Below are 18,323 nucleotides of genomic sequence, written 5' to 3'. Positions count from 1 at the left end.
GCATTTGGGCGATTCCGTCCAAATGCAGCGTGATCTAGGCGCCCATCATGACGCTGATCTGCGCCTCGCACACCAGCCCGCCGTCAACCATCGCGCGCCCGGAATACCACCAGATGTTTCGCTTTTGCGCCGTCTTCGCCATGTGGAATTCGACGCGGTCGCCGGGCGTCACCGGCTTGCGGAATTTCGCATTGTCGATCGTGACGAAATAAACGAGACGTGAACGGTCCGCGCCTTTCAGCGCGCGGATGGCGATGACTCCGGCGGTCTGCGCCATCGCCTCGATGAGCAGGACGCCAGGCATGATGGGACGTTCGGGAAAGTGCCCCTGAAACTGCGGCTCGTTGATCGTGACGTTCTTCACGCCGACGCAAGACTCGTCGCCGCGGATGTCGAAGATGCGATCGACGAGCAAGAACGGATAACGATGCGGCAGTTGGCTCATGATCTGCAAAATGTCGGCGCTCTCCAGAGTCGCGCCAGCCGCGGCCTCGGGCATTTCTTCCTCCCTCTCGAGGGCATGGCGAGCGCCATCCCTTGTTTCTTGATTGTCTTACGTCGGCTTGTCCCTGCGCGCGAGTCGGTCGAGCAGCGCCGCGCCGCGCAGGAATCGCCGCAACGGTCGCGCTGGCGCGCCGCCGACTCGCGCCCCGGCCGGCAGGTCGCGCATCACCCCGGATTTGGCCGCGACCGCCGCGCCCTCGCCGATTGTGAGGTGGCCGGCGACGGCGGATTGTCCGCCAAGCGCGACGAAATCGCCGATCTCGCAGGAGCCGGCGACGCCCGATTGGGCGACGATGGCGCAAAAACGGCCGATCACCACATTGTGGCCGATCTGCACGAGATTATCGATTTTCGTTCCCTCGCCGATGATCGTGTCGCGCGACGCGCCGCGATCAATCGTCGTATTGGCGCCGATCTCGACATCGTCCTGCACGATCACGCGACCGACCTGCGGCGTCTTGAGATAGCCCTCGCGCGTCGGCGCGAAGCCGAAGCCGTCCTGCCCAAGCCGCGCCCCCGGGTGAATGACGACGCGGTCGCCGATCAGCGCATGGGTGAGGCTCGCATGTGCGCCAATCGAACAGTCGCGGCCGATGCGCACATTCGGACCGATCACCGCCTGCGGCCCGATGATCGTTCCAGCGCCGATCTCGGCGCCCGGCCCGATCACGGCGCCCGGATCAACGACCACGCCCGGTTCGAGTCGCGCCTGCGGATGCACCGCCGCTCCCGGAGAAACGCCGCTGGACTGGAATAAGGAGCCGGGCCGCAGCGCGTCCGGAAAGAGATGCGCGGCCGCGAGCGTCATCGCGCGCTGCGGATCGTCGACGAGAAGCGCGACGACGGCGTTCGGCAGCAGATCAAGATGACGCGCGCGCAGAAAGCAGGCGGTCGCTCGGCATTCCGAGAGCGCCTTGCGATAGCGCGGATTGTCGTAGAAGCAGAGGTCGCCCGGCCTGCTCCAATCGAGCGGCGCGACGCCAATGATGAGGGGCGGCGGCGCGACCTCGCCCGCCGCGGGCGCGCCGTCAGGACCGCCGCGAATTTCTGCGCCGGCGATCTGCGCGATCTCGCTCAAAGGCGCGGGCCGCGCCAATGGAAAGAAGGCCGCCGCGCTCATGCCGCCAGCGCCTGTGCGGCTGCCCAAGCCGGCCCTTGAGCCGTCCGCCGGGCGCGGTTCGCCCGGCGATCGTCTCCAATCATTAGAAGTTGGTGCCGCCGCTGAAGCGGAAGTTCTGGGTGATGTCGCCATAGACCTTCGAGGTCACGACGGCGTAATCGAAGCGGATCGGTCCCATCGGCGAATTCCACAGCACCGAGGCGCCGACCGACGAGCGGATCGCGAATTTATTCGCGATCGGCACGACGCAATTGCCCTGGCCGAAGCCCGCCTGCTCCGTATAGGCCCCGATGCAGGTCACGCCGGGTATCGTCGGCAGATTGTTGGCGAAGTTCGTCTTGCCGCTGAAATTCCATAGCGAACCGGCGTCGGCGAAGAGCGCGCCTCTCAGCCCGAGATCCTTGGGCAGGTACCAGAACGGGAACTGAACTTCGAGCGATCCGCCGACATAGTTGGAGCCGCCCAGCGAGTTGCCGCGGTTGTTGTTGAAGCTCGTCAGAATATTCGAATCGCGCGGACCGATGCCGCCCGGCGCGAAGCCGCGCACCAGGCTGGGGCCGAGGTTGAAGTTGTCCTGAATACGCGGCTTGTAGCCGCCGAAGGTCGACAGATCGCCGCCCTGCAGACGGGCGATGCCGACCACATCGTCGAGATAGGGAATCTCGCGGAAGTAGCGAATGTCGCCGGTCGTGCGCAGATAGCGCGTGCCGCCGCCAAGACCGGCCACGTCCTGATTGAGCGAGGCCAGCCAGCCATTATGCGGGTTCTTGAAGTTGTCGATGGTGCTGTAGTTCAGCGAATAGCCGACGAGCGACGTCAGCAGCCCCCCCTGCGACTCCTTGATCGCGAGCGAGGCTTCGCCGTTCGTTTGGCAGTTGACCAGCAGGTTCGGATAGCCGGCGGACTGCGGGTAGAACGGACTGAAACCAGGCGTGTAGCCCCACACCGGCACCAAACAGTCATTGTAAGGACGATTCTTGTCGTTCGGGATGGAGATCGTCGTTTGATAGATCGAGTAGTGCGGCGAGAAGCTGAGCTCTTCGGTGATCGGTATGCCGAAGCGCACCGTGCCGCCGTAGGACGTCGAACTGTAGATCGAGTAGTTATAAGCGTCCTGCCGACGCACGAAGACGTCGAAGCCGGCGGCGATGCGCTGGTCGAGGAAATAGGGCTCGGTGAAGCTGAACGTCACGCCGCGGGCGATCTGGCCGCCCTGCACCGAAAGGCGCACCGCTTGGCCGCGACCCATGAAGTTGCTTTCCGACACGGACACTTCGGCGATGAAGCCCTGGTTGGTCGAATAACCGCCAGAGATGCCGAAGTTGCCGGTGGGCTGATCCTCGACGTCGACGTTCAAGATCACGCGGTCGGGCGCCGAGCCCGGCTCATTGGTGATTTTCACCTTCTTGAAATAGCCGAGGCCATTCAGCCGGCGTTCGGCGCGGTCGATCAGGACGCGGTTATAGGCGTCGCCCTCGCCGATATCGAACTCGCGGCGAATGACATAGTCGCGCGTGCGCGTATTGCCGCGAATGTTGATGCGCTCGATGTAGACCCTGGGTCCTTCCTCGAGCAGAAACTGGATCGCGACCGTCTGATCGGCCGGATTGCGTTCGCCGCGCGGGCGGGCCTGGGTGAAGGCGTAGCCCCGCTTGGCGATTTCGCGCGTCAACGCTTCGACGGTCTTCTCGACCGCGTCGCCGTTGTAGACGTCGCCTGGCGCAAGCCGCAGCAAATCATTCAACGCGGCGCCGTCGACGTCGGGCAGATGGGATTCGACGCCGACGGAGGACACGCGATACTGCGGGCCTTCGTTCACGACGATGGTGATGATGTAGCCGGCGAGCGTCGGATCGAACTGCGCGTCGGAGCTGATCACGCGGAAATCGGCATAGCCGTTCTTAAGATAGAATCGACGAATGAGCTCGAGGTCCGCGGCGATGCGGTCGGGATCATAAACGTCGCTCGTCTTGAGGAACGACAGGAAGTTCATTTCCGTCGTCTCCATCATGCCGACGAGACGGCGTGTGGAATAGACCTCATTGCCGATGAATCGGATCTCCTTAACGCCGGTCTTGTCGCCCTCAACGATGGTGAAGACCAGGTCGACCCGTCCGTTCGGCAGCTCGACCGTCCGATAGCTCAATTTCGCCGCGGCGCGACCCGACCGGCGATAGACTTCGGTCAATCGCGCGACGTCGGCCTCGGCCAGCTGCGGGTTGAAGGGCGTGTGGGCGCGCGAGCGCACCTGCTCCTGCAACATGTCGGTCTTGACCTTGCTGTTGCCCTCAAACGCGACGCGATTGATGTCGGGCGCGGCGAACGCCGGAACGCTAAACGCCAGCAGAGCGGCCACAACCGCGAACAGGAACGATGATTTCCAAATGCCGCTGATTGAGCGCATATAGTGCAGGTCCTCGTCGCAACGTCGCCGCCCGGGCCGCGGCGCGAAACTCATGTAAATTCGCCGACGATCGGCGCTTCGCCAGCGTTGAGCGATTCCTTCTACAAGGTTTGCCCGACCCTGCAAATGCAGAATAAATGGTGTTTCCGCAATTTGTCGAAGGCGTGACGTTAAAGCCACGATTCATGGTCAGCACATGATTAAGACGTGGCGCCGCAGGCGCGATCATGTCCAAATTACGACGAGAATCGCGCCCTGTCGCGGCGCCATGCGCGTCGCATCGTTGCAACGGCCGCATGCGCGCCAGAGCGCCGCCCGATCACATGGAATGATGTGATCGGAAGGAATCGCTCAACGCCAAAATGATGGAGCGGTCTGCATCGAAAAAGTCTGTCGGCTTTTTCGGAGCCTGCGCTACGAGCCCGAGCCGGTGAGCTTGTGAATGAGTCGCGCGATGTCGTTATAGGTCGAGAAAATCATCAGCGCGCCGACCATCGCGAGACCCACTCGGAAGGCGACTTCCTGCGCGCGCTCGTTGAGCGCGCGGCCGCGCGCCGCCTCGATCGCGAAGAACAGCAAATGTCCGCCGTCAAGCAGCGGCACCGGCATCAGATTGAGCAGACCGATCGACACCGAGAGAATCGCGATGAGGCTCAACAGCGGCGCTATGCCCACCTTGGAGACCGCCTGCGCCATTTGCCCCGAGACTTGCGCGATGCCAATCGGTCCGGAGAGCTGATCGGCGCTCTCCCGTCCGGTGATGAGTCCGCCGATGTAATTTCCCGTGCGGCGCACGACCGTCCATGTTTCCTGCACGCCCATCGCCACCGCGTCGGCGGGTCCGTAGCGTTCCTGGCGGATGTCGGCCGCGGCCTTCGACGCCTGAATGCCCAGCATGCCGATCCGGATTTTGCCGATCGCGCTCTCGACCTCGCGCAGGGCGGGAACGACCGGAAGCGTCAGCTGCTGATCGCCGCGTTGAATCACGAAAATGAGTTTCTTGTCGGCCGAGCTCGAAACGATTTCCTGCAGATTCGAAAAGGAGTCGACCGGCGCGCCGTCGACGGTGAGCACCAAGTCGCCGGCCATGAAGCCGGCGGCGGCGCCGGCTCCGCCAGGCGTCAGCGCGCCGACGCGCGGCGCATAGGTCGTGCGTCCGTAAACCCCAAAGAGAATGGCGAAAATCGCGATCGCCAGAACAAAATTCGCAAAAGGGCCGGCGAAGACGATGGCGGCGCGCTTCCATACCGACTGCGCGGCGAAAGTCACTGCGCGCTCGGCCTCCGGCATCGCGCGCACGGCCTCGGGGTTCGGCGCGCTTGCGGCGTTGGCGTCCCCATGGAAGCTGACATAACCGCCGAGCGGAATGCTGGCGATGCGCCACCGCGTGCCGAGACGATCCACCCGAGACCACAGCTCCGGTCCGAAGCCGATGGAAAAGGCGTCCACCTTCACGCCGCACCACCGGCCGACGATGAAGTGCCCAAATTCGTGCACAAACACGACCAGCGTGAGAACGAGCACGAAGGGGATGAGATAGAAGGCGAAGGTCGTCAGGAAGTCTAACAAAGCGCTGTCTCGCAGGTCTCGCTTGCGCCAAGCCTGCCGGCGGCGCGCGCCATGATCACTGAAGCAGCATGCCCGATGCGGCACGCCCGGCCAAGGCCGATCGTGATCTTTCTCTGACAATATGGTCCACCGCGAGGGCGTCCTCAACTGTGGCGGGCGCATTTGCGGTTCCGTCGCGCAACGCGGCCTCGCAGGCCTCGGCCACATGGCGCGCGATCCCGTCGAAGGAAATGCGGCGATCAAGGAAGGCCTCGACGGCGATTTCATTGGCGGCGTTGAGCACGGTGGGCAGGCCGCCGCCGGCGCGCAGGACCTCGAGCGCCAGTTTGAGCGCCGGAAACCGTTCAAAATCAGGCGCTTCGAATGTCAGCGTGGCGATTTTCGCCAGATCGAGGCGCGGCGTCGGGGTTGTCAGCCGGTCTGGATAGCCGAGACAGTGGGCGATCGGCGTGCGCATGTCCGGCACGGCGATTCCGGCGGTCACCGAACCGTCGGAAAACGCGACGAGGCCGTGGACGATCGACTGCGGATGGACCACGACTTCGAGCTTTTCGGCCGGAATGCCGAAAAGATGATGAGCCTCGATCAGTTCGAGCCCCTTGTTCATCATGCCGGCCGAATCGACGGTTATTTTCGGGCCCATCGCCCAATTGGGATGATTGAGCGCCTCCTCGACGCTCGCCGCGGCGATGCGCTCCTTGCTCCAGGTGCGGAAGGGGCCGCCGGACGCCGTGACGATCATGCGTTCGATGCAGGAGGGGTCCTCGCCGCCAAGCGCCTGGAAAATGGCGTTGTGCTCGCTGTCCATCGGCAGCAGCCGCACGCCCATTTCCGCCGCCGTCCGCATGAAGGGAACGCCGGCGCAGACGAGACATTCCTTATTGGCGAGCGCCACGTCGCGGCCGGCGGCGAGCGCGGCGTAGGTCGGCTCGACGCCGGCGGCGCCGACAATCGCCGAGACCACGAGATCGGCGTCGCGCAGCGCGGCCTCGATGATCGCCTCGCGACCCGCGGCGACTTGAGTGTTGGTCCCGGCGAGCGCCGCCTTGAGCGCCGCATAGGCGCTCTCGTCGCGGATGGCGGCGAATTCGGCCCCGACCGCGCGGGCGACCCGCGCGAGCGCCTCGACGTCGCGGCCCCCCGCCACCGCCGACACCGAGAATCCTTCCGGATCGCGTTCGAGAAGGTCGACCGTCGAGCGGCCGATCGAGCCCGTCGCGCCCAAGAGCACGATGCGGCGCGGGACCGGCGCCGGCGGCTGGGCCGGAGCGTGGGCGTGAAACTGTCCGTTTGCTAAAGCCATTGGGTCCCGCCCTACCAGAAGAAAAGACCGGCCGCCACCGACGGCGCGCCGCGCAGCAGGCCCACCGCCGCCGCGAAGGCGCTGGCGAAGATGAAGCCGTCGAGCCGATCCATGGCGCCGCCATGCCCGGGAATGAGCTGGCTCGAGTCCTTCACGCCGAAGCGGCGCTTGACCGAAGATTCGAAAAGATCGCCGACTTGCGAGAAGGCGGCGGCGGCCAGTCCGACCAAGAACACGCGCCAGCTCGCAAGTTGCGGGCCGGCGACGACATACACGGCGGCGAGGCCCAGAACTGCGCCGCAGAGAACGCCGGTGATCGTGCCCGACCATGTCTTGCCGGCCGAGACGCGCGGCCAAAGCTTCGGTCCGCCGATCAGCCTGCCGCCAAAATAGGCAAAGACATCGGTGCCCCAGACCACGGCGAACAGGAAGACGATCGCAAGCGCGCCGAAATCGGGCGACTCGCGCAAAAGGCATACGGAGAAGGCGAGCGCGCCGGCGTAGACAACGCCCATCGCCGCCCAGAGGCGACGTTCGGCCCCCGCAAGCGCTGCGCCCGCAAGGGCGAAAACGGCAATCGCGAGCGCGGCGGCGCCCGGCATGAAGACGCGCCCGAACGCCGTTGCGGCGGCGACCGCCGCGCCGCCGACGGCGATTCTGGCGGCGCGCCCCTCGCCGCCGATCAGGCCCTGCCACTCCCAATTCACCGCGAAGGCGGCCGCCAGCCAGAAGAGCGCGAAGACGTCGCCGCCAAGATAGAGCGCGCCAAGCGCCGCGATGACCATCGCCGCGGCGGATGCGAGGCGCGGCCCAAGGTCGGCGAAGCCTCCGGCAGACGGCTTTTCAGGAGACTGCCCGGCGCGACTGATGTCGCTTCGATCCGCCGTCATGAAGCGGTCTTGGCGCTGCGCGCCGCGGCCTCAAGCCCGCCAAACCGCCGATCCCGATGGGCGTATTCGGCGATCGCCGCCGAAAGCGCCGCTTCGTCGAAATCCGGCCAGAGAATCGGCAGGAAGACGAATTCGGCGTAAGCCGCCTGCCAGAGCAGGAAGTTCGACAGCCGCTGTTCGCCCGACGTGCGGATGATCAGGTCGGGATCGGGAATGTCCGCCGTATCGAGCTGTCCCGCAATCGCCTCGGCGTCGATCTCCTCGGGCGCGAGCCGGCCTTGCGCCACCATTTCGGCGAGCGCGCGCGCCGCCGCCGCGATCTCCTGCCGCGCGCCGTAGTTGAACGCGACGACGAGGGTGAGCCCGGAATTCGCCTGCGTCATTTGCTCGGCCTCGCGCAGCAGGTCCGAAATGTCGGGCGCGAGATCGGCGCGCGCGCCGATGACGCGCACGCGCACATTGCTCGCGTGCAATTCCGCCAGATCGTTGCGGATGAAGCGGTGCAGCAGCGAAAGCAGGCTTTCCACCTCCTCGCGCGGTCGCGACCAGTTTTCCGCCGAGAAGGAATAGACGGTCAAATAGCCGATATTCAGCTTGATCGCCGCCCGCACCGTGCGGCGCAGCGCCTCGACGCCGCGCCGGTGTCCTTCGAAGCGCGGCAGGCCACGTTTGGCCGCCCAGCGGCCGTTGCCGTCCATGATCAGCGCGACATGACGCGGCGCCGCGCGCGCACGCAGCGCCTTCGTTTCCGCCTCCAGAATGTCGCTTTCAGTCATACTCGGGTTCCAAACGGCCATAGGACCTGCGCCAGAGGACGCCGCAGCTTCCTAGACCTGCATGATTTCCTTTTCCTTGGCGGCGAGCGCGGCGTCGATCTCCTTCACCGTCTCGTCCGTCGCCTTCTGCACCTCTTGTTCGTGGCGCTTCTCGTCGTCCTCGGGAATCGCGTGATCCTTTAGCAACTTCTTGAGAATGTCGAGGCCGTCGCGGCGCACGTGGCGCACGGAGACCCGCGCCTCCTCGGCGTATTTATGCGCGACCTTAACGAGTTCCTTGCGGCGCTGCTCGTTCAGCTCCGGCATGCGGATGCGCAAATTTTGACCTTCCACCGTCGGTTGAAGACCGAGATTGGCCTCCCGGATCGCCTTGTCGACGGCGATGACCAACGCCTTGTCCCACACCTGCACCGAAAGCAGGCGCGGCTCGGGCACGCTGACGGTGGCGACCTGATTGAGCGGCGAAACCTGCCCGTAAGCTTCAACATGAATCGGATCGAGCAAGCTCGTCGAGGCGCGTCCCGTGCGAAGCCCACCGAATTCATGCTTGAGGGTCGCGACCGCGCCCTGCATGCGGCGCTTCATATCGGCAAGGTCAAAAGTTTCCGCCATGTGAACAACCTGTCTTTGATCTGTCGCCGCTCTCACGAAGACTCGCGCGGCTCGGCTTCTTATAATTGGAACGCGGCGTGGCAAAAAGGCGCACGCCGCCGCCTTCGCCAGCGCTCCGGCTCGGCGGCGCAAGATTTATTGCACGAATTATCGTCGGGCGCGAAAGGGGCTTACGGCGCAACGAGGGTGGCGCGCGCCCGACCGGACAGCGCCCCGTCGATGGCGCCCGCCTCGGCGATCGAAAACACGAGAATCGGGATCTTATTCTCGCGGGCGAGCGCGAAGGCCGCCGTATCCATCACCGCCAGGTTTCTGGCGATCGCCTCGTCATGGCTCAGCCGGTCGTAGCGCTGCGCGGTGGGATCGCGCTTGGGATCGGCGGTGTAGACGCCGTCGACCTGAGTGGCCTTGAGCACCGCGTCGGCGGAGAGTTCCGCGGCCCGCAGCACCGCGCCGGTGTCGGTCGTGAAGAAGGGATTGCCGGTGCCTCCGGCCGCGATGACGACGCGTCCCTTGGCCAGATGATGCAGGGCGGCGCGGCGCGAAAAGGATTCGCAGATGGACGGCATGGGGACCGCGGACAGGCAGCGCGCCTGCCGCCCCTGCCCCTCGACCGCCTGCTCCAGCGCCAGCCCGTTCATCACCGTCGCCAGCATGCCGATCGAATCGGCGCGCGCGCGTTCGATGCCGGTGTCGGCGCCCTTGATGCCGCGAAAGAAATTGCCGCCGCCGACGACGACGGCGATCTCATGTCCCGCTTCGGCGGCGGTCGCGAGGTCGGCCGCGATTCGGGCGATCGTGACGGCGTCGAGACCATGCGGAGCCGCGCCCTGCAGGGCTTCCCCGGACAGTTTGACGACCACACGCTTGAATCGTCGCGTCGACGTGAGGTCGGACATGAGGCGGATCTCGCTGACTGAGGCGGGGCGCGTTCTTCATACGGAGGCCGGGCGGCGCCGGCAAGTGAGGCGCCTCACCCAAGCTTTGGATGCGGCCATTGTCGCGCGCCCGCGGAGCCGCCGACGCAGCAGCTCTCGCGGGCCCCACGCGATTGCGATCGAACCGCCCCGCGCCGGTCGGGGATTCATTCAGGACGCTTGATTACGGCCCGACTTCCCCGCCCGTCGCGCCGAACACCTGGCCCGTCGTGAAGCTCGCCTCATTGGACGCGAGCAGCACATAAAGCGGTGCGATCTCCGCCGGCTGTCCCGGCCGGCCGAGCGGCGTATCGGCGCCAAACTCAGGCAGGTGATCCGGGAATTGTCCGCCGCTCGGCTGCAACGCCGTCCAGAACGGGCCCGGCGCGACGGCGTTGACCCTGACGCCTTTGTCCGCGAGCTGCTTCGCCAGACATCTGGTGAAATTGAGAATGGCGGCCTTGGTCGCCGAATAATCCAGAAGCTGCGGCGAAGGGTCGAAGGCGACGATCGAGCTCGTATTGATGATCGACGATCCCGGCCGCAGATGCGGCAGGGCCGCTTTGGTGATCCAGAACAGCGCATAGAGATTGGTGCGGAACGTCCAGTCGAGATCCTCGGTCGTAATGTCGAGAATCGATCTGCGCGCGTGCTGACGCGCGGCGTTGTTGACGAGAATATCCAGGCCGCCGAGATCGCGCGCCGCGTCGTCGACGAGCTTGCGGCAGAAGGCTTCGTCGCGAATGTCGCCCGGAAGCGCCACCGCATTGACGTCGGCCTCGCCCATGAGGTCCATGACCTCCTTCGCGTCCGCCTCCTCTTCCGGCAGATAATTGATCGCGACGTCGGCGCCTTCGCGGGCGAAGGCGATCGCCGCGGCGCGGCCGATGCCGCTGTCGCCGCCGGTGATGAGCGCCTTGCGGCCAAGGAGACGCCCTGAGCCGCGGTAGCTCTCCTCGCCATGATCGGGACGCGGCGTCATGAGGCCGGCGAGCCCAGGCCAGGGCTGCGTCTGCTTCTCGAAGGGCGGCTTGGGATAGAGTTCGCGCGGATCGCGCAGTTTGCGCGCGGACGGCGCATCATCGACGCCGAGCACGGAGGTGGCGGCGTCGATCGCGCGCGCAACGCGCGGCCCGCGGATCGTTTCGTCTGCGGCGGTCTTCTTGGCGCGCATAAGCGGCTCCCTCTGCTCGATCTTCGCCCTGCGACGAAAACCACAACTTCCGGAGCCTAAACGCCGCCCGCCCGCGATTGTTTCGCGCGGGCGCGACAACTAAAAGCATCGCCAACAGCGATTGCATCCATTTGCGCACGCGGCCCCAAGACGGATGAGGCGAAGGCGAAGGTCGCCTCTGTGGAGTGACGGCGCGGACTTTCAGCCGTCATGGCCGGGCTTGTCCCGGCCATCCACGCGGCGCCGCTGAGTAGACCCGCGGATGCCGCCGCACTAGCCGGCATGACGCGGAGAGGTCGCGGACACAAAAAGGCCGGGGTCAACGCCCCGGCCCGCACTAACCTTCACCACCAGCGGGGGAATGACTTACCCCTTCGCAGCGGCCGCGACCTCGGCGGCGAAGTCGCTCGTCTGCTTTTCGATGCCTTCGCCGAGCGCATAGCGCACGAAGCCCTTGATCGCGATCGGCGCGCCGGCCTTGCCCTCGAGCTCCTTGACCGCCTGCGCGACGGTCTTGCCGTTATGGTCCGGATGGTTGGAGACCTGATCGAGCATGCAGACCTCCTTGGCGTAGGTCTTGATGCCGGAGTCGACGATCTTCTGCAGCACATTCTCCGGCTTGCCGGCGTTCTTCTCCATGAGAAGCTTCTTCTCGCGCTCGACCGTCGCCGGATCGAGGCCCGAAGCGTCAAGCGCCAGCGGATTGGCCGAGGCGACATGCATGGCGAGCTGGCGCGCGAGCGTCGCCAGCACGTCCTTGTCGCCTGTCGATTCGAGCGCGACGATCACCGCGATCTTGCCCTGGCCGTCGACGACCTGCGCATGCACATAGCGGCCGACGACGCCGTCGCCGAGGCTTAAGGACGCGGCGCGGCGCAGCGTCAAATTCTCGCCGATGCCGGCGATGGCGTTGGTGATCGCCTCGCCAACCGTTCCGCCGCCGGGATAGGCTTCCTTGCCGAGCGCCTCGACGTCGGTCTTGCCGCTCTTTAAGGCCACTTCGGCGATGTTCTTCACCAGCGTCTGGAAATCGGCGTTGCGGGCGACGAAGTCCGTCTCCGAATTCACCTCGACGACGACGCCCGATTTGTCCGACACGAGCGCGGCGACAAGCCCTTCGGCGGCGACGCGATCGGCTTTCTTCGCGGCCTTGGAGAGGCCCTTCTTGCGCAGCCAGTCGACCGCCGCTTCGAAGTCTCCCTCGGTCTGGGTGAGCGCCGACTTGCAATCCATCATGCCCGCGCCGGTGCTCTCGCGCAGTTCCTTCACAAGGGCGGCGGTGATCGTAGCCATGGCTGAAATTCCTTCTTAAGGGAGTCATGCGACGACGCCGGCCCACTGGACCGGCGCGCGCGTCTTAAGCATCGGACTTGACGGATTGATCAGGCTGCGAGGAGCGCCTTCGCCTGATCGACCCAGCCGTCGCGCGCAATGCGGCCGTTCAGCTTCAATTCGGCGTCGAGCTTTTCGACGTCCGCCGGAGTCATCGCAGCGATCTGCCAATAGTGGTAGACGCCGGCGTCGTTCATCTTTTTGACGAGCTGCGGGCCGACGCCGTGCAGCTTGGCGAGATCGTCCGGCGCGCCGCGCGGCGCGGAAAGCAGTTCGAAGGCCTCGAGCGGCGTCTCCGCATCGGCGCCGGCGGCCTCGGCGGAACGCAAATCCTCGCGGACCACCGGGCGCGCCTCGAGCGCGGGCTCAAGCGCCGGCGACTCATCGGCGCCGATATCGATTCCCGCCGAGCCCTGGCTGCGCGAAATGCCGTCGATGGCGGCTCTCGCCACGAGATCGCAGTAAAGCGCGATGGCGCGGCCGGCGTCGTCGTTGCCGGGGATCGGATGGGTGACGCCATCCGGATCGCAATTGGTGTCGAGCACGGCGACGACGGGAATCTTGAGGCGATTCGCCTCCTTGATCGCGAGCTGCTCTTTGTTGGTGTCGATCACGAAGATCAAATCCGGCGTGCCGCCCATATCCTTGATGCCGCCGAGCGCCTTTTCGAGCTTGTCGCGCTCGCGGGTCAGCAGCAGGCGCTCTTTCTTGGTGATGCCCGATGCGCCGGCCGAGAGCTGCTCGTCGAGCTTGCGCAGACGGGTGATCGATCCGGAAATCGTCTTCCAATTGGTGAGCGTGCCGCCCAGCCAGCGGGAATTGATGTAATATTGAGCGCTCCGCTTGGCGGCGTCGGCGATCTGCTCCTGCGCCTGGCGCTTGGTGCCCACGAACAGCACGCGTCCGCCTTTGGAGACAGTGTCCGAAATCGTCTTCAGCGCCTGATGGAGCAGCGGCACCGTCTGGGCGAGATCGATGATATGGATGTTGTTGCGGGCGCCAAAGATATAAGGCGCCATCTTCGGGTTCCAGCGATGGGACTGATGGCCGAAGTGCGCGCCGGCCTCCAGCAGGCCGCGCATGGTGAAATCTGGCAGAGCCATAGTGTCTTTCTCCGGTTGAACCTCGGCGAGAGAGTAAAGAGGCCGGAGAGCCGGCCACCGGAGCGACGTCTTGAGGCAGACGCCGCGTAACCCTCGCCTGTGGAATGGCGCGCTTATAGGCGATGCGCCTACTTCCGGCAAGGGCCGCCGCCGGCCGACGCGCGCGGACGCTTTCGCCATTCGATGCGCGCCGGCGGATCGGGGTTGGAAGGGAACGCGAGGACAGAGAAACGCGCGTAATTTTTTGCGCCGTCCGCGACGTTCTGTCGCACGTTAATTGATTGAAAATAAAAAGTAATCTTGCTTTTTTGGCGGACGTTCCAGTCAGCGCAGGAGCGCATTGCCATCCGATCGGAAACAAGCTAGGCTCCCTCTCGATGCGGCAAGCATTCACGTAAAATCAAGAACAGGGGGAAAACGCATGGCCGTCAACGTTCACAATACCGGCGATATCGGCAAGATGCTGCTTTGGATCGCCGCCTTCGTCGCCTTCGTGGTCGTCGCTCTGACCTGGGTTCCGGATTGGATTTCTCCTGAAGGAACCAACGGCACGGGCAACCGCAACGGCATCCAGGGCGAAGGCGTTGGCTCTACCGCCCGCATGATCCAGTAAAACATACCCCTGCCGAAAAGACTCGCCGGGCGCGCAAGCTCCCGGCCCTTGTCTTTCTGGCGGGCGATCGGCCGGTTACCGCGCAGATCATTTTGGAGCCGACGTTCTCGACGTGATCGAGCGTCGGCTTCCACTTTTTCGGAGCCCGCTCTAACGCGCCCGACTCCACACTTGCGCCAACCAAGTCCAATATTGCGTCAGCCAAATCGTTTGCGCGGCCGGTCCGGCTTCGACGAGCACGGCGCTGAGCAAGATCAGCGCGCCGCCCAGCATCGCGGGCCCGGTCAGGCGCTCGGACAGCAGGATGGCGCCCGACACGGCGGCGAAAACGCTCTCCAGCGACATGATGAGCGCGGCTTCGGCCGCTGGCGTATATTTGAGCGCCACGATTTGAATCGTGAAGGCGATCCCCCCGGAGCACAGCCCCGCATAGAGAATTGACGGAAGGGCCGCGATCAGGCCATCGAGCGAAAAAGGCTCGCCGGCAAGGCCCACAACGGCTCCAAGAACGCCGATGACGCCGAACTGCGCGAAAGCCAGGAAATACGGCCGGTCGGTGCGCGCCAGAAAGGTCGGAACGAGACTGATCCCGGCGGCCCACGCAATATCCGCAATCAAAACCAAGGCGTCGCCCGACGTCCAGCTCTGGAGCCGCCCGCTGTCCGTCAGCAGCCAGGCTCCCAGGATGGACGCGAGGCCTGCGACGAGAACGACCTGCCGGGGTCTTACGCCGGTCTGCGCGAAGACGAACGCTGGAACGAGCACGACATATAGCGCCGTGAGAAATCCGCCGTTGGTCGCCGTCGTCGTGGCGAGGCCGACTTGCTGCAGAGCGGCGGCGGCGAAGACGCAAAAGCCGATCAGGCCGGCGAGAGGCAAATCGCCCTTTTTCAGCGCAGCTTCACTGTGCCGGCCTTCGTAGAGCGCCAGCGGCGCGAGCGCGACGCACGACAGGAGAAAACGGACGCCGACGAAGGTGATCGGCCCCATAAGCTCGCCGGCGTTTTTTTGCGCGATGAAGGCCGTCCCCCAGATAAAAGCCGCCAGCACCAGCAGCAGATCAGCGCGAATGCGGCTCATAATACGCCTGTGCTCTTTAGCCTTTGACGGCGCTGCGCCAGTCGTTCGGTTCCTGCATTCCACGCATCGGCGAGGGCGCGCCAGAGCGCGAGGGCGGCTCGATAAATCGGGGTCGCCAATAATCCGAACGACGAATGCGGGTCGGCGGCGTCTTCCTCGACGCCATATTTGAGGCGCGGGTTCTTGGTCGAAGGCATCTCGAGCGATCCGAACATCCAGTCCCAAACGGCGAGAACGCTGCCGAAGTTGCGATTGAAGTGCTGGGGATCTGTCGAATGATGGATCTGGTGATGCGCGGGGCTCAGGACGATGTGTCCCAAAACGCCGCGAAAGGGAATCCAGAACTGCGAATGTTGAAGATGCCCGATCGTCCAAAGGAAGAAGATGAAAAGGATGTTCTTCCCGTCGACCGTGAAGGATTCCGTGGTTCGCCCAAAGACCCACGCCAATATGCCTGACGCGCCGCCAATGAACGTCGCGAGCATGTAGCCGAAAATGATGTTGTCGATCGGATGATTGCGAAAGTTGGTCACCGGGGTCAGCGCCTCGGCGGTGTGATGCACCTTATGGAGTTCCCACAAAAACGGGATTCGATGCTTGAGATAGTGATCGACCCAATAGCCGATCTCATAGGCCAGAAAGAGCACGACGGTGGAGAAGAGCTTTATCGACAGGTCGCAGCACGAGACCGGCGCAAAAGCGCCAAACGAACCGCGCAGCGCGGCGCTCACGAGCGTCGCGACGGCGTTCGACGAGATGACGAGCGCGCCCACCACGACCGGCATGAGAACGACGCTCAGAATGAAGAGCTTGACGTCCGCGGCAAAGGATTTGGTGAGCAGGAGTCGCTTGTCGAACACGGCCCGCGCGATGGCCCGCGGATTGACGCGCCCCCGGCGCATCTTGCGCTGATAGGCCAGCGCGCCAACGGCGATGACAAACGTCGTCGCCAGGGAATAGACCGAAAAAATCGATCCCGTCGAAAACAGTTCGTTGGAGATCTTCGCAGCGGAAAAGCGGAGCGCGCCGTAAACGTCCATCGAGCTTTCGGGTCCAGATGATGTTGAGAGTTCAGCCTAGAGCGCTTCCCGATCACATGGAATCATGTGATCGAAAAGGAATCGCTCAAAATCAAAACGTTGGAGCAGGTTCTCATCCAAAAAGTCTGTCAACTTTTTCGGAACCTGCTCTCTAGGACTGACGCGCCTCGGGATGCCTGCTCGCGTCGCTGGCGCGCGTTCCCGTCCGCCACGGAACTGCCTGCCCGCAAAGCGTATTCGCTACGCGAGCCGCTGCCAAGAGCGATACGCCGGCGGATCTCGGAGCGGCTTTCAGGTTAGAATTCGATTCCCTCCTGCGCTTTGACGCCGGCGCCGAAATGATGCTTGACGAGGGTCATTTCGGTGACGAGATCGGCTGCGGCGATGAGCTCCGGCTTGGCGTTGCGTCCGGTCACGACGACATTGAGATCGTCGCGCCGCGCGGCGAGCGCGCTAAGCACCTCCTCCAGCGGCAAATGCTCATAGCGCAGCGAAATGTTCAATTCGTCGAGCACCAGCAGGCGAACCTCGGGGTCCTCCATGAGTTCGCGCGCCTTCTCCCAGGCGCGCCGGGCGGCCGCTTCGTCGCGGGCGCGGTCCTGCGTCTCCCAGGTGAAGCCCTCGCCAAGCGTGTGCCAGGCGACTTGGCCGAACTCTCGGCCAAGCTTTTCGAGCATGTTGCGCTCGCCGGTGCGCCACTGGCCCTTGCCGAACTGAACGACGCCGATCTTCCAGCCATGGCCGAGCGCGCGCAGCGCCAGCCCGAAGGCCGCCGTCGACTTGCCCTTGCCGGCGCCGGTGTGGACCATCAGCAGGCCTTTGCGAGCGATGGTCTTGCCAGCGACCTCGGCGTCCTGAACCGCCTTGCGCTTCTCCATCTTGAGACGATGACGGCGATCAGACTCGTCATTCTCGTGAGACGGCATCGAATCTCCCGTTCTCGGATCCCGTTCGGGTAACAGGATTGCGACTCTTGACCAATATCGGCGCCTATTGCCATTGTCCGGTGGCGTTACCGGTATTTTCCACGGAGAATGTTTCTTGTGACAAGGCTTATTGCGACGCTGTGTGTCGTTTTGTTACTGTTCGTGCCGGTCTCGCTGCTCGGAGCCCCATCGCTTGACCTTCGCGCGATTGATGCGCTGGAATTATTTCAGAAGGTCTGTTTCGCAACAGACGGCTCCAAGGACAAGATCGTTGTACTGTTCGATCCAGCGACGTGGAATTTCGGTCGCTTCAAACAGCTCCCGGCGAGCGCGGTTCAGAGACTTCAAGGGGGACGGCCCGGCGGAGTCGCTTATGCAATCATCTCTCCGAACGGCGCCGAGCTCCTCGCCGAATATGAGAGTCGCGGAATTTGCGGGGTTCGCGTCCAGGCGGCCGACGAGAATTCAATCCATTTGATCTTCGACATGTCGCTTGCGATTCACAGACTGGCGTTGAAGGGCGAAACGAGTCTGGAAGATGCGTCGACACAAGAAGTCCAAGGTTACAAAACGACCTTCCGCGCGTGGCGCATTACCCCCAAAAAGGGCAAGCCCACGCTTGTCGCGATTACCTACACCGATCGCCCCGGTCTAGCGTACCAACATTTCATAACGCTAAGTCACTAGGAGAGCTCGCTTGAGACTCACCCCGTTTGACGGAAGCGTGAGCCGCGCATATGACTACTCGGGACGGTCCTTCGCAAGAAGTGAAAAGGGAACGCGGCGCGGACTTGTGTCCGTATCCGCGGCTGCCCCCGCAACTGTAGCCGGCGAGGCCCGCGCCATCCGCCACTGAGCCTTAACGCTTGGGAAGGCGGCGCGGTCCGACGAGCCGGAAGCCAGGAGACCTGCCGTCAGGGCGATTGTTTTGGATCGCCGCGCGCATCGCATCGCCGCCGG

General features: G+C 64.3%; 17 protein-coding genes and 1 riboswitch. Of the genes, 2 read left to right on the top strand and 15 right to left on the bottom strand.

Features of this window, described 5'->3' with window-relative positions:
* Positions 1 to 34 precede the first annotated feature (34 nt).
* The 12 genes from fabZ to BN69_RS15595 all read right to left on the bottom strand — a co-directional run bounded on the left by fabZ (position 35) and on the right by BN69_RS15595 (position 13,704).
* Entirely contained in the window at positions 35 to 499 is a 465-nt protein-coding gene (gene fabZ, locus BN69_RS15655) for a 3-hydroxyacyl-ACP dehydratase FabZ (RefSeq protein WP_014892621.1), read from the bottom strand.
* Between the two features lie 54 nt (positions 500 to 553).
* A complete protein-coding gene (gene lpxD / locus BN69_RS15650; RefSeq protein ID WP_014892620.1) occupies positions 554 to 1,624 on the bottom strand; it encodes a UDP-3-O-(3-hydroxymyristoyl)glucosamine N-acyltransferase in 1,071 nt (356 codons plus the stop codon).
* An 82-nt stretch (positions 1,625 to 1,706) separates the two neighbouring features.
* Entirely contained in the window at positions 1,707 to 4,028 is a 2,322-nt protein-coding gene (gene bamA, locus BN69_RS15645; RefSeq protein ID WP_014892619.1) for an outer membrane protein assembly factor BamA, read from the bottom strand.
* A 414-nt stretch (positions 4,029 to 4,442) separates the two neighbouring features.
* Complete coding sequence (locus BN69_RS15640) at positions 4,443 to 5,597, bottom strand: M50 family metallopeptidase (protein ID WP_014892618.1); 1,155 nt, start codon at positions 5,595 to 5,597, stop codon at positions 4,443 to 4,445.
* Positions 5,598 to 5,652: 55 nt separating this feature from the next.
* Positions 5,653 to 6,900 carry a 1-deoxy-D-xylulose-5-phosphate reductoisomerase gene (gene dxr / locus BN69_RS15635; RefSeq protein ID WP_014892617.1) on the bottom strand — a complete coding sequence of 416 codons (1,248 nt, stop codon included), beginning with the start codon at positions 6,898 to 6,900 and terminating at the stop codon, positions 5,653 to 5,655.
* Between the two features lie 11 nt (positions 6,901 to 6,911).
* On the bottom strand, positions 6,912 to 7,790 hold the full coding sequence (locus BN69_RS15630; protein WP_014892616.1) for a phosphatidate cytidylyltransferase: 879 nt from the start codon (positions 7,788 to 7,790) through the stop codon (positions 6,912 to 6,914).
* Complete coding sequence (locus BN69_RS15625; RefSeq protein ID WP_014892615.1) at positions 7,787 to 8,566, bottom strand: isoprenyl transferase; 780 nt, start codon at positions 8,564 to 8,566, stop codon at positions 7,787 to 7,789. Before BN69_RS15625 ends, BN69_RS15630 begins: the two co-directional genes overlap by 4 nt.
* A 51-nt stretch (positions 8,567 to 8,617) precedes the next feature.
* Entirely contained in the window at positions 8,618 to 9,178 is a 561-nt protein-coding gene (frr, locus tag BN69_RS15620; protein ID WP_014892614.1) for a ribosome recycling factor, read from the bottom strand.
* Positions 9,179 to 9,348: 170 nt separating this feature from the next.
* Positions 9,349 to 10,077 carry a UMP kinase gene (gene pyrH, locus BN69_RS15615; RefSeq protein WP_014892613.1) on the bottom strand — a complete coding sequence of 243 codons (729 nt, stop codon included), beginning with the start codon at positions 10,075 to 10,077 and terminating at the stop codon, positions 9,349 to 9,351.
* A 202-nt stretch (positions 10,078 to 10,279) separates the two neighbouring features.
* Positions 10,280 to 11,269 carry an SDR family oxidoreductase gene (locus BN69_RS15605; protein ID WP_014892612.1) on the bottom strand — a complete coding sequence of 330 codons (990 nt, stop codon included), beginning with the start codon at positions 11,267 to 11,269 and terminating at the stop codon, positions 10,280 to 10,282.
* 366 nt (positions 11,270 to 11,635) lie between these two features.
* The gene (gene tsf, locus BN69_RS15600; protein ID WP_014892610.1) at positions 11,636 to 12,562 is read right to left on the bottom strand and encodes a translation elongation factor Ts; all 927 of its coding nucleotides are present in this window, start codon (positions 12,560 to 12,562) and stop codon (positions 11,636 to 11,638) included.
* Between the two features lie 89 nt (positions 12,563 to 12,651).
* The gene (locus BN69_RS15595; protein WP_014892609.1) at positions 12,652 to 13,704 is read right to left on the bottom strand and encodes a 30S ribosomal protein S2; all 1,053 of its coding nucleotides are present in this window, start codon (positions 13,702 to 13,704) and stop codon (positions 12,652 to 12,654) included.
* A gap of 421 nt (positions 13,705 to 14,125) precedes the next feature.
* Here BN69_RS15595 and BN69_RS15585 point away from each other — a divergent pair, with 421 nt between their 5' ends.
* A complete protein-coding gene (locus BN69_RS15585) occupies positions 14,126 to 14,317 on the top strand; it encodes a hypothetical protein (RefSeq protein WP_014892607.1) in 192 nt (63 codons plus the stop codon).
* Between the two features lie 150 nt (positions 14,318 to 14,467).
* Here BN69_RS15585 and BN69_RS15580 read toward each other — a convergent pair whose 3' ends face one another.
* From BN69_RS15580 to cobO, 3 genes are all read right to left on the bottom strand, one after another.
* On the bottom strand, positions 14,468 to 15,397 hold the full coding sequence (locus tag BN69_RS15580; protein WP_014892606.1) for a DMT family transporter: 930 nt from the start codon (positions 15,395 to 15,397) through the stop codon (positions 14,468 to 14,470).
* Positions 15,394 to 16,437 (bottom strand): sterol desaturase family protein, encoded by a 1,044-nt coding sequence (locus tag BN69_RS15575; RefSeq protein WP_014892605.1) that lies wholly within the window; start codon positions 16,435 to 16,437, stop codon positions 15,394 to 15,396. Before BN69_RS15575 ends, BN69_RS15580 begins: the two co-directional genes overlap by 4 nt.
* Positions 16,438 to 16,733: 296 nt before the next feature.
* A complete protein-coding gene (gene cobO / locus BN69_RS15570; RefSeq protein ID WP_014892604.1) occupies positions 16,734 to 17,363 on the bottom strand; it encodes a cob(I)yrinic acid a,c-diamide adenosyltransferase in 630 nt (209 codons plus the stop codon).
* Positions 17,364 to 17,480: 117 nt separating this feature from the next.
* Here cobO and BN69_RS15565 point away from each other — a divergent pair, with 117 nt between their 5' ends.
* A complete protein-coding gene (locus BN69_RS15565) occupies positions 17,481 to 18,050 on the top strand; it encodes an NMCC_0638 family (lipo)protein (protein ID WP_014892603.1) in 570 nt (189 codons plus the stop codon).
* A 47-nt stretch (positions 18,051 to 18,097) separates the two neighbouring features.
* Positions 18,098 to 18,293, top strand: a riboswitch (cobalamin riboswitch).
* Positions 18,294 to 18,323: the final 30 nt, after the last annotated feature.

This window comes from Methylocystis sp. SC2 (assembly GCF_000304315.1).
GTDB lineage: Bacteria > Pseudomonadota > Alphaproteobacteria > Rhizobiales > Beijerinckiaceae > Methylocystis.
The sequence above is the reverse complement of the archived record's forward strand: the minus strand, read 5'-3'. Positions and strand labels throughout refer to the sequence as shown.

Bases quoted from the DNA above. Each gene is read 5' to 3' on its own strand.
- BN69_RS15625 (WP_014892615.1), bottom strand. From the start codon at position 8,566: ATGACTGAAAGCGACATTCTGGAGGCGGAAACGAAGGCGCTGCGTGCG.
- BN69_RS15580 (WP_014892606.1), bottom strand. From the start codon at position 15,397: ATGAGCCGCATTCGCGCTGATCTGCTGCTGGTGCTGGCGGCTTTTATC.
- lpxD (WP_014892620.1), bottom strand. From the start codon at position 1,624: ATGAGCGCGGCGGCCTTCTTTCCATTGGCGCGGCCCGCGCCTTTGAGC.
- BN69_RS15605 (WP_014892612.1), bottom strand. From the start codon at position 11,269: ATGCGCGCCAAGAAGACCGCCGCAGACGAAACGATCCGCGGGCCGCGC.
- cobO (WP_014892604.1), bottom strand. From the start codon at position 17,363: ATGCCGTCTCACGAGAATGACGAGTCTGATCGCCGTCATCGTCTCAAG.
- pyrH (WP_014892613.1), bottom strand. From the start codon at position 10,077: ATGTCCGACCTCACGTCGACGCGACGATTCAAGCGTGTGGTCGTCAAA.
- dxr (WP_014892617.1), bottom strand. From the start codon at position 6,900: ATGGCTTTAGCAAACGGACAGTTTCACGCCCACGCTCCGGCCCAGCCG.
- BN69_RS15575 (WP_014892605.1), bottom strand. From the start codon at position 16,437: ATGGACGTTTACGGCGCGCTCCGCTTTTCCGCTGCGAAGATCTCCAAC.
- tsf (WP_014892610.1), bottom strand. From the start codon at position 12,562: ATGGCTACGATCACCGCCGCCCTTGTGAAGGAACTGCGCGAGAGCACC.
- BN69_RS15595 (WP_014892609.1), bottom strand. From the start codon at position 13,704: ATGGCTCTGCCAGATTTCACCATGCGCGGCCTGCTGGAGGCCGGCGCG.
- BN69_RS15630 (WP_014892616.1), bottom strand. From the start codon at position 7,790: ATGACGGCGGATCGAAGCGACATCAGTCGCGCCGGGCAGTCTCCTGAA.
- bamA (WP_014892619.1), bottom strand. From the start codon at position 4,028: ATGCGCTCAATCAGCGGCATTTGGAAATCATCGTTCCTGTTCGCGGTT.
- frr (WP_014892614.1), bottom strand. From the start codon at position 9,178: ATGGCGGAAACTTTTGACCTTGCCGATATGAAGCGCCGCATGCAGGGC.
- BN69_RS15585 (WP_014892607.1), top strand. From the start codon at position 14,126: ATGGCCGTCAACGTTCACAATACCGGCGATATCGGCAAGATGCTGCTT.
- fabZ (WP_014892621.1), bottom strand. From the start codon at position 499: ATGCCCGAGGCCGCGGCTGGCGCGACTCTGGAGAGCGCCGACATTTTG.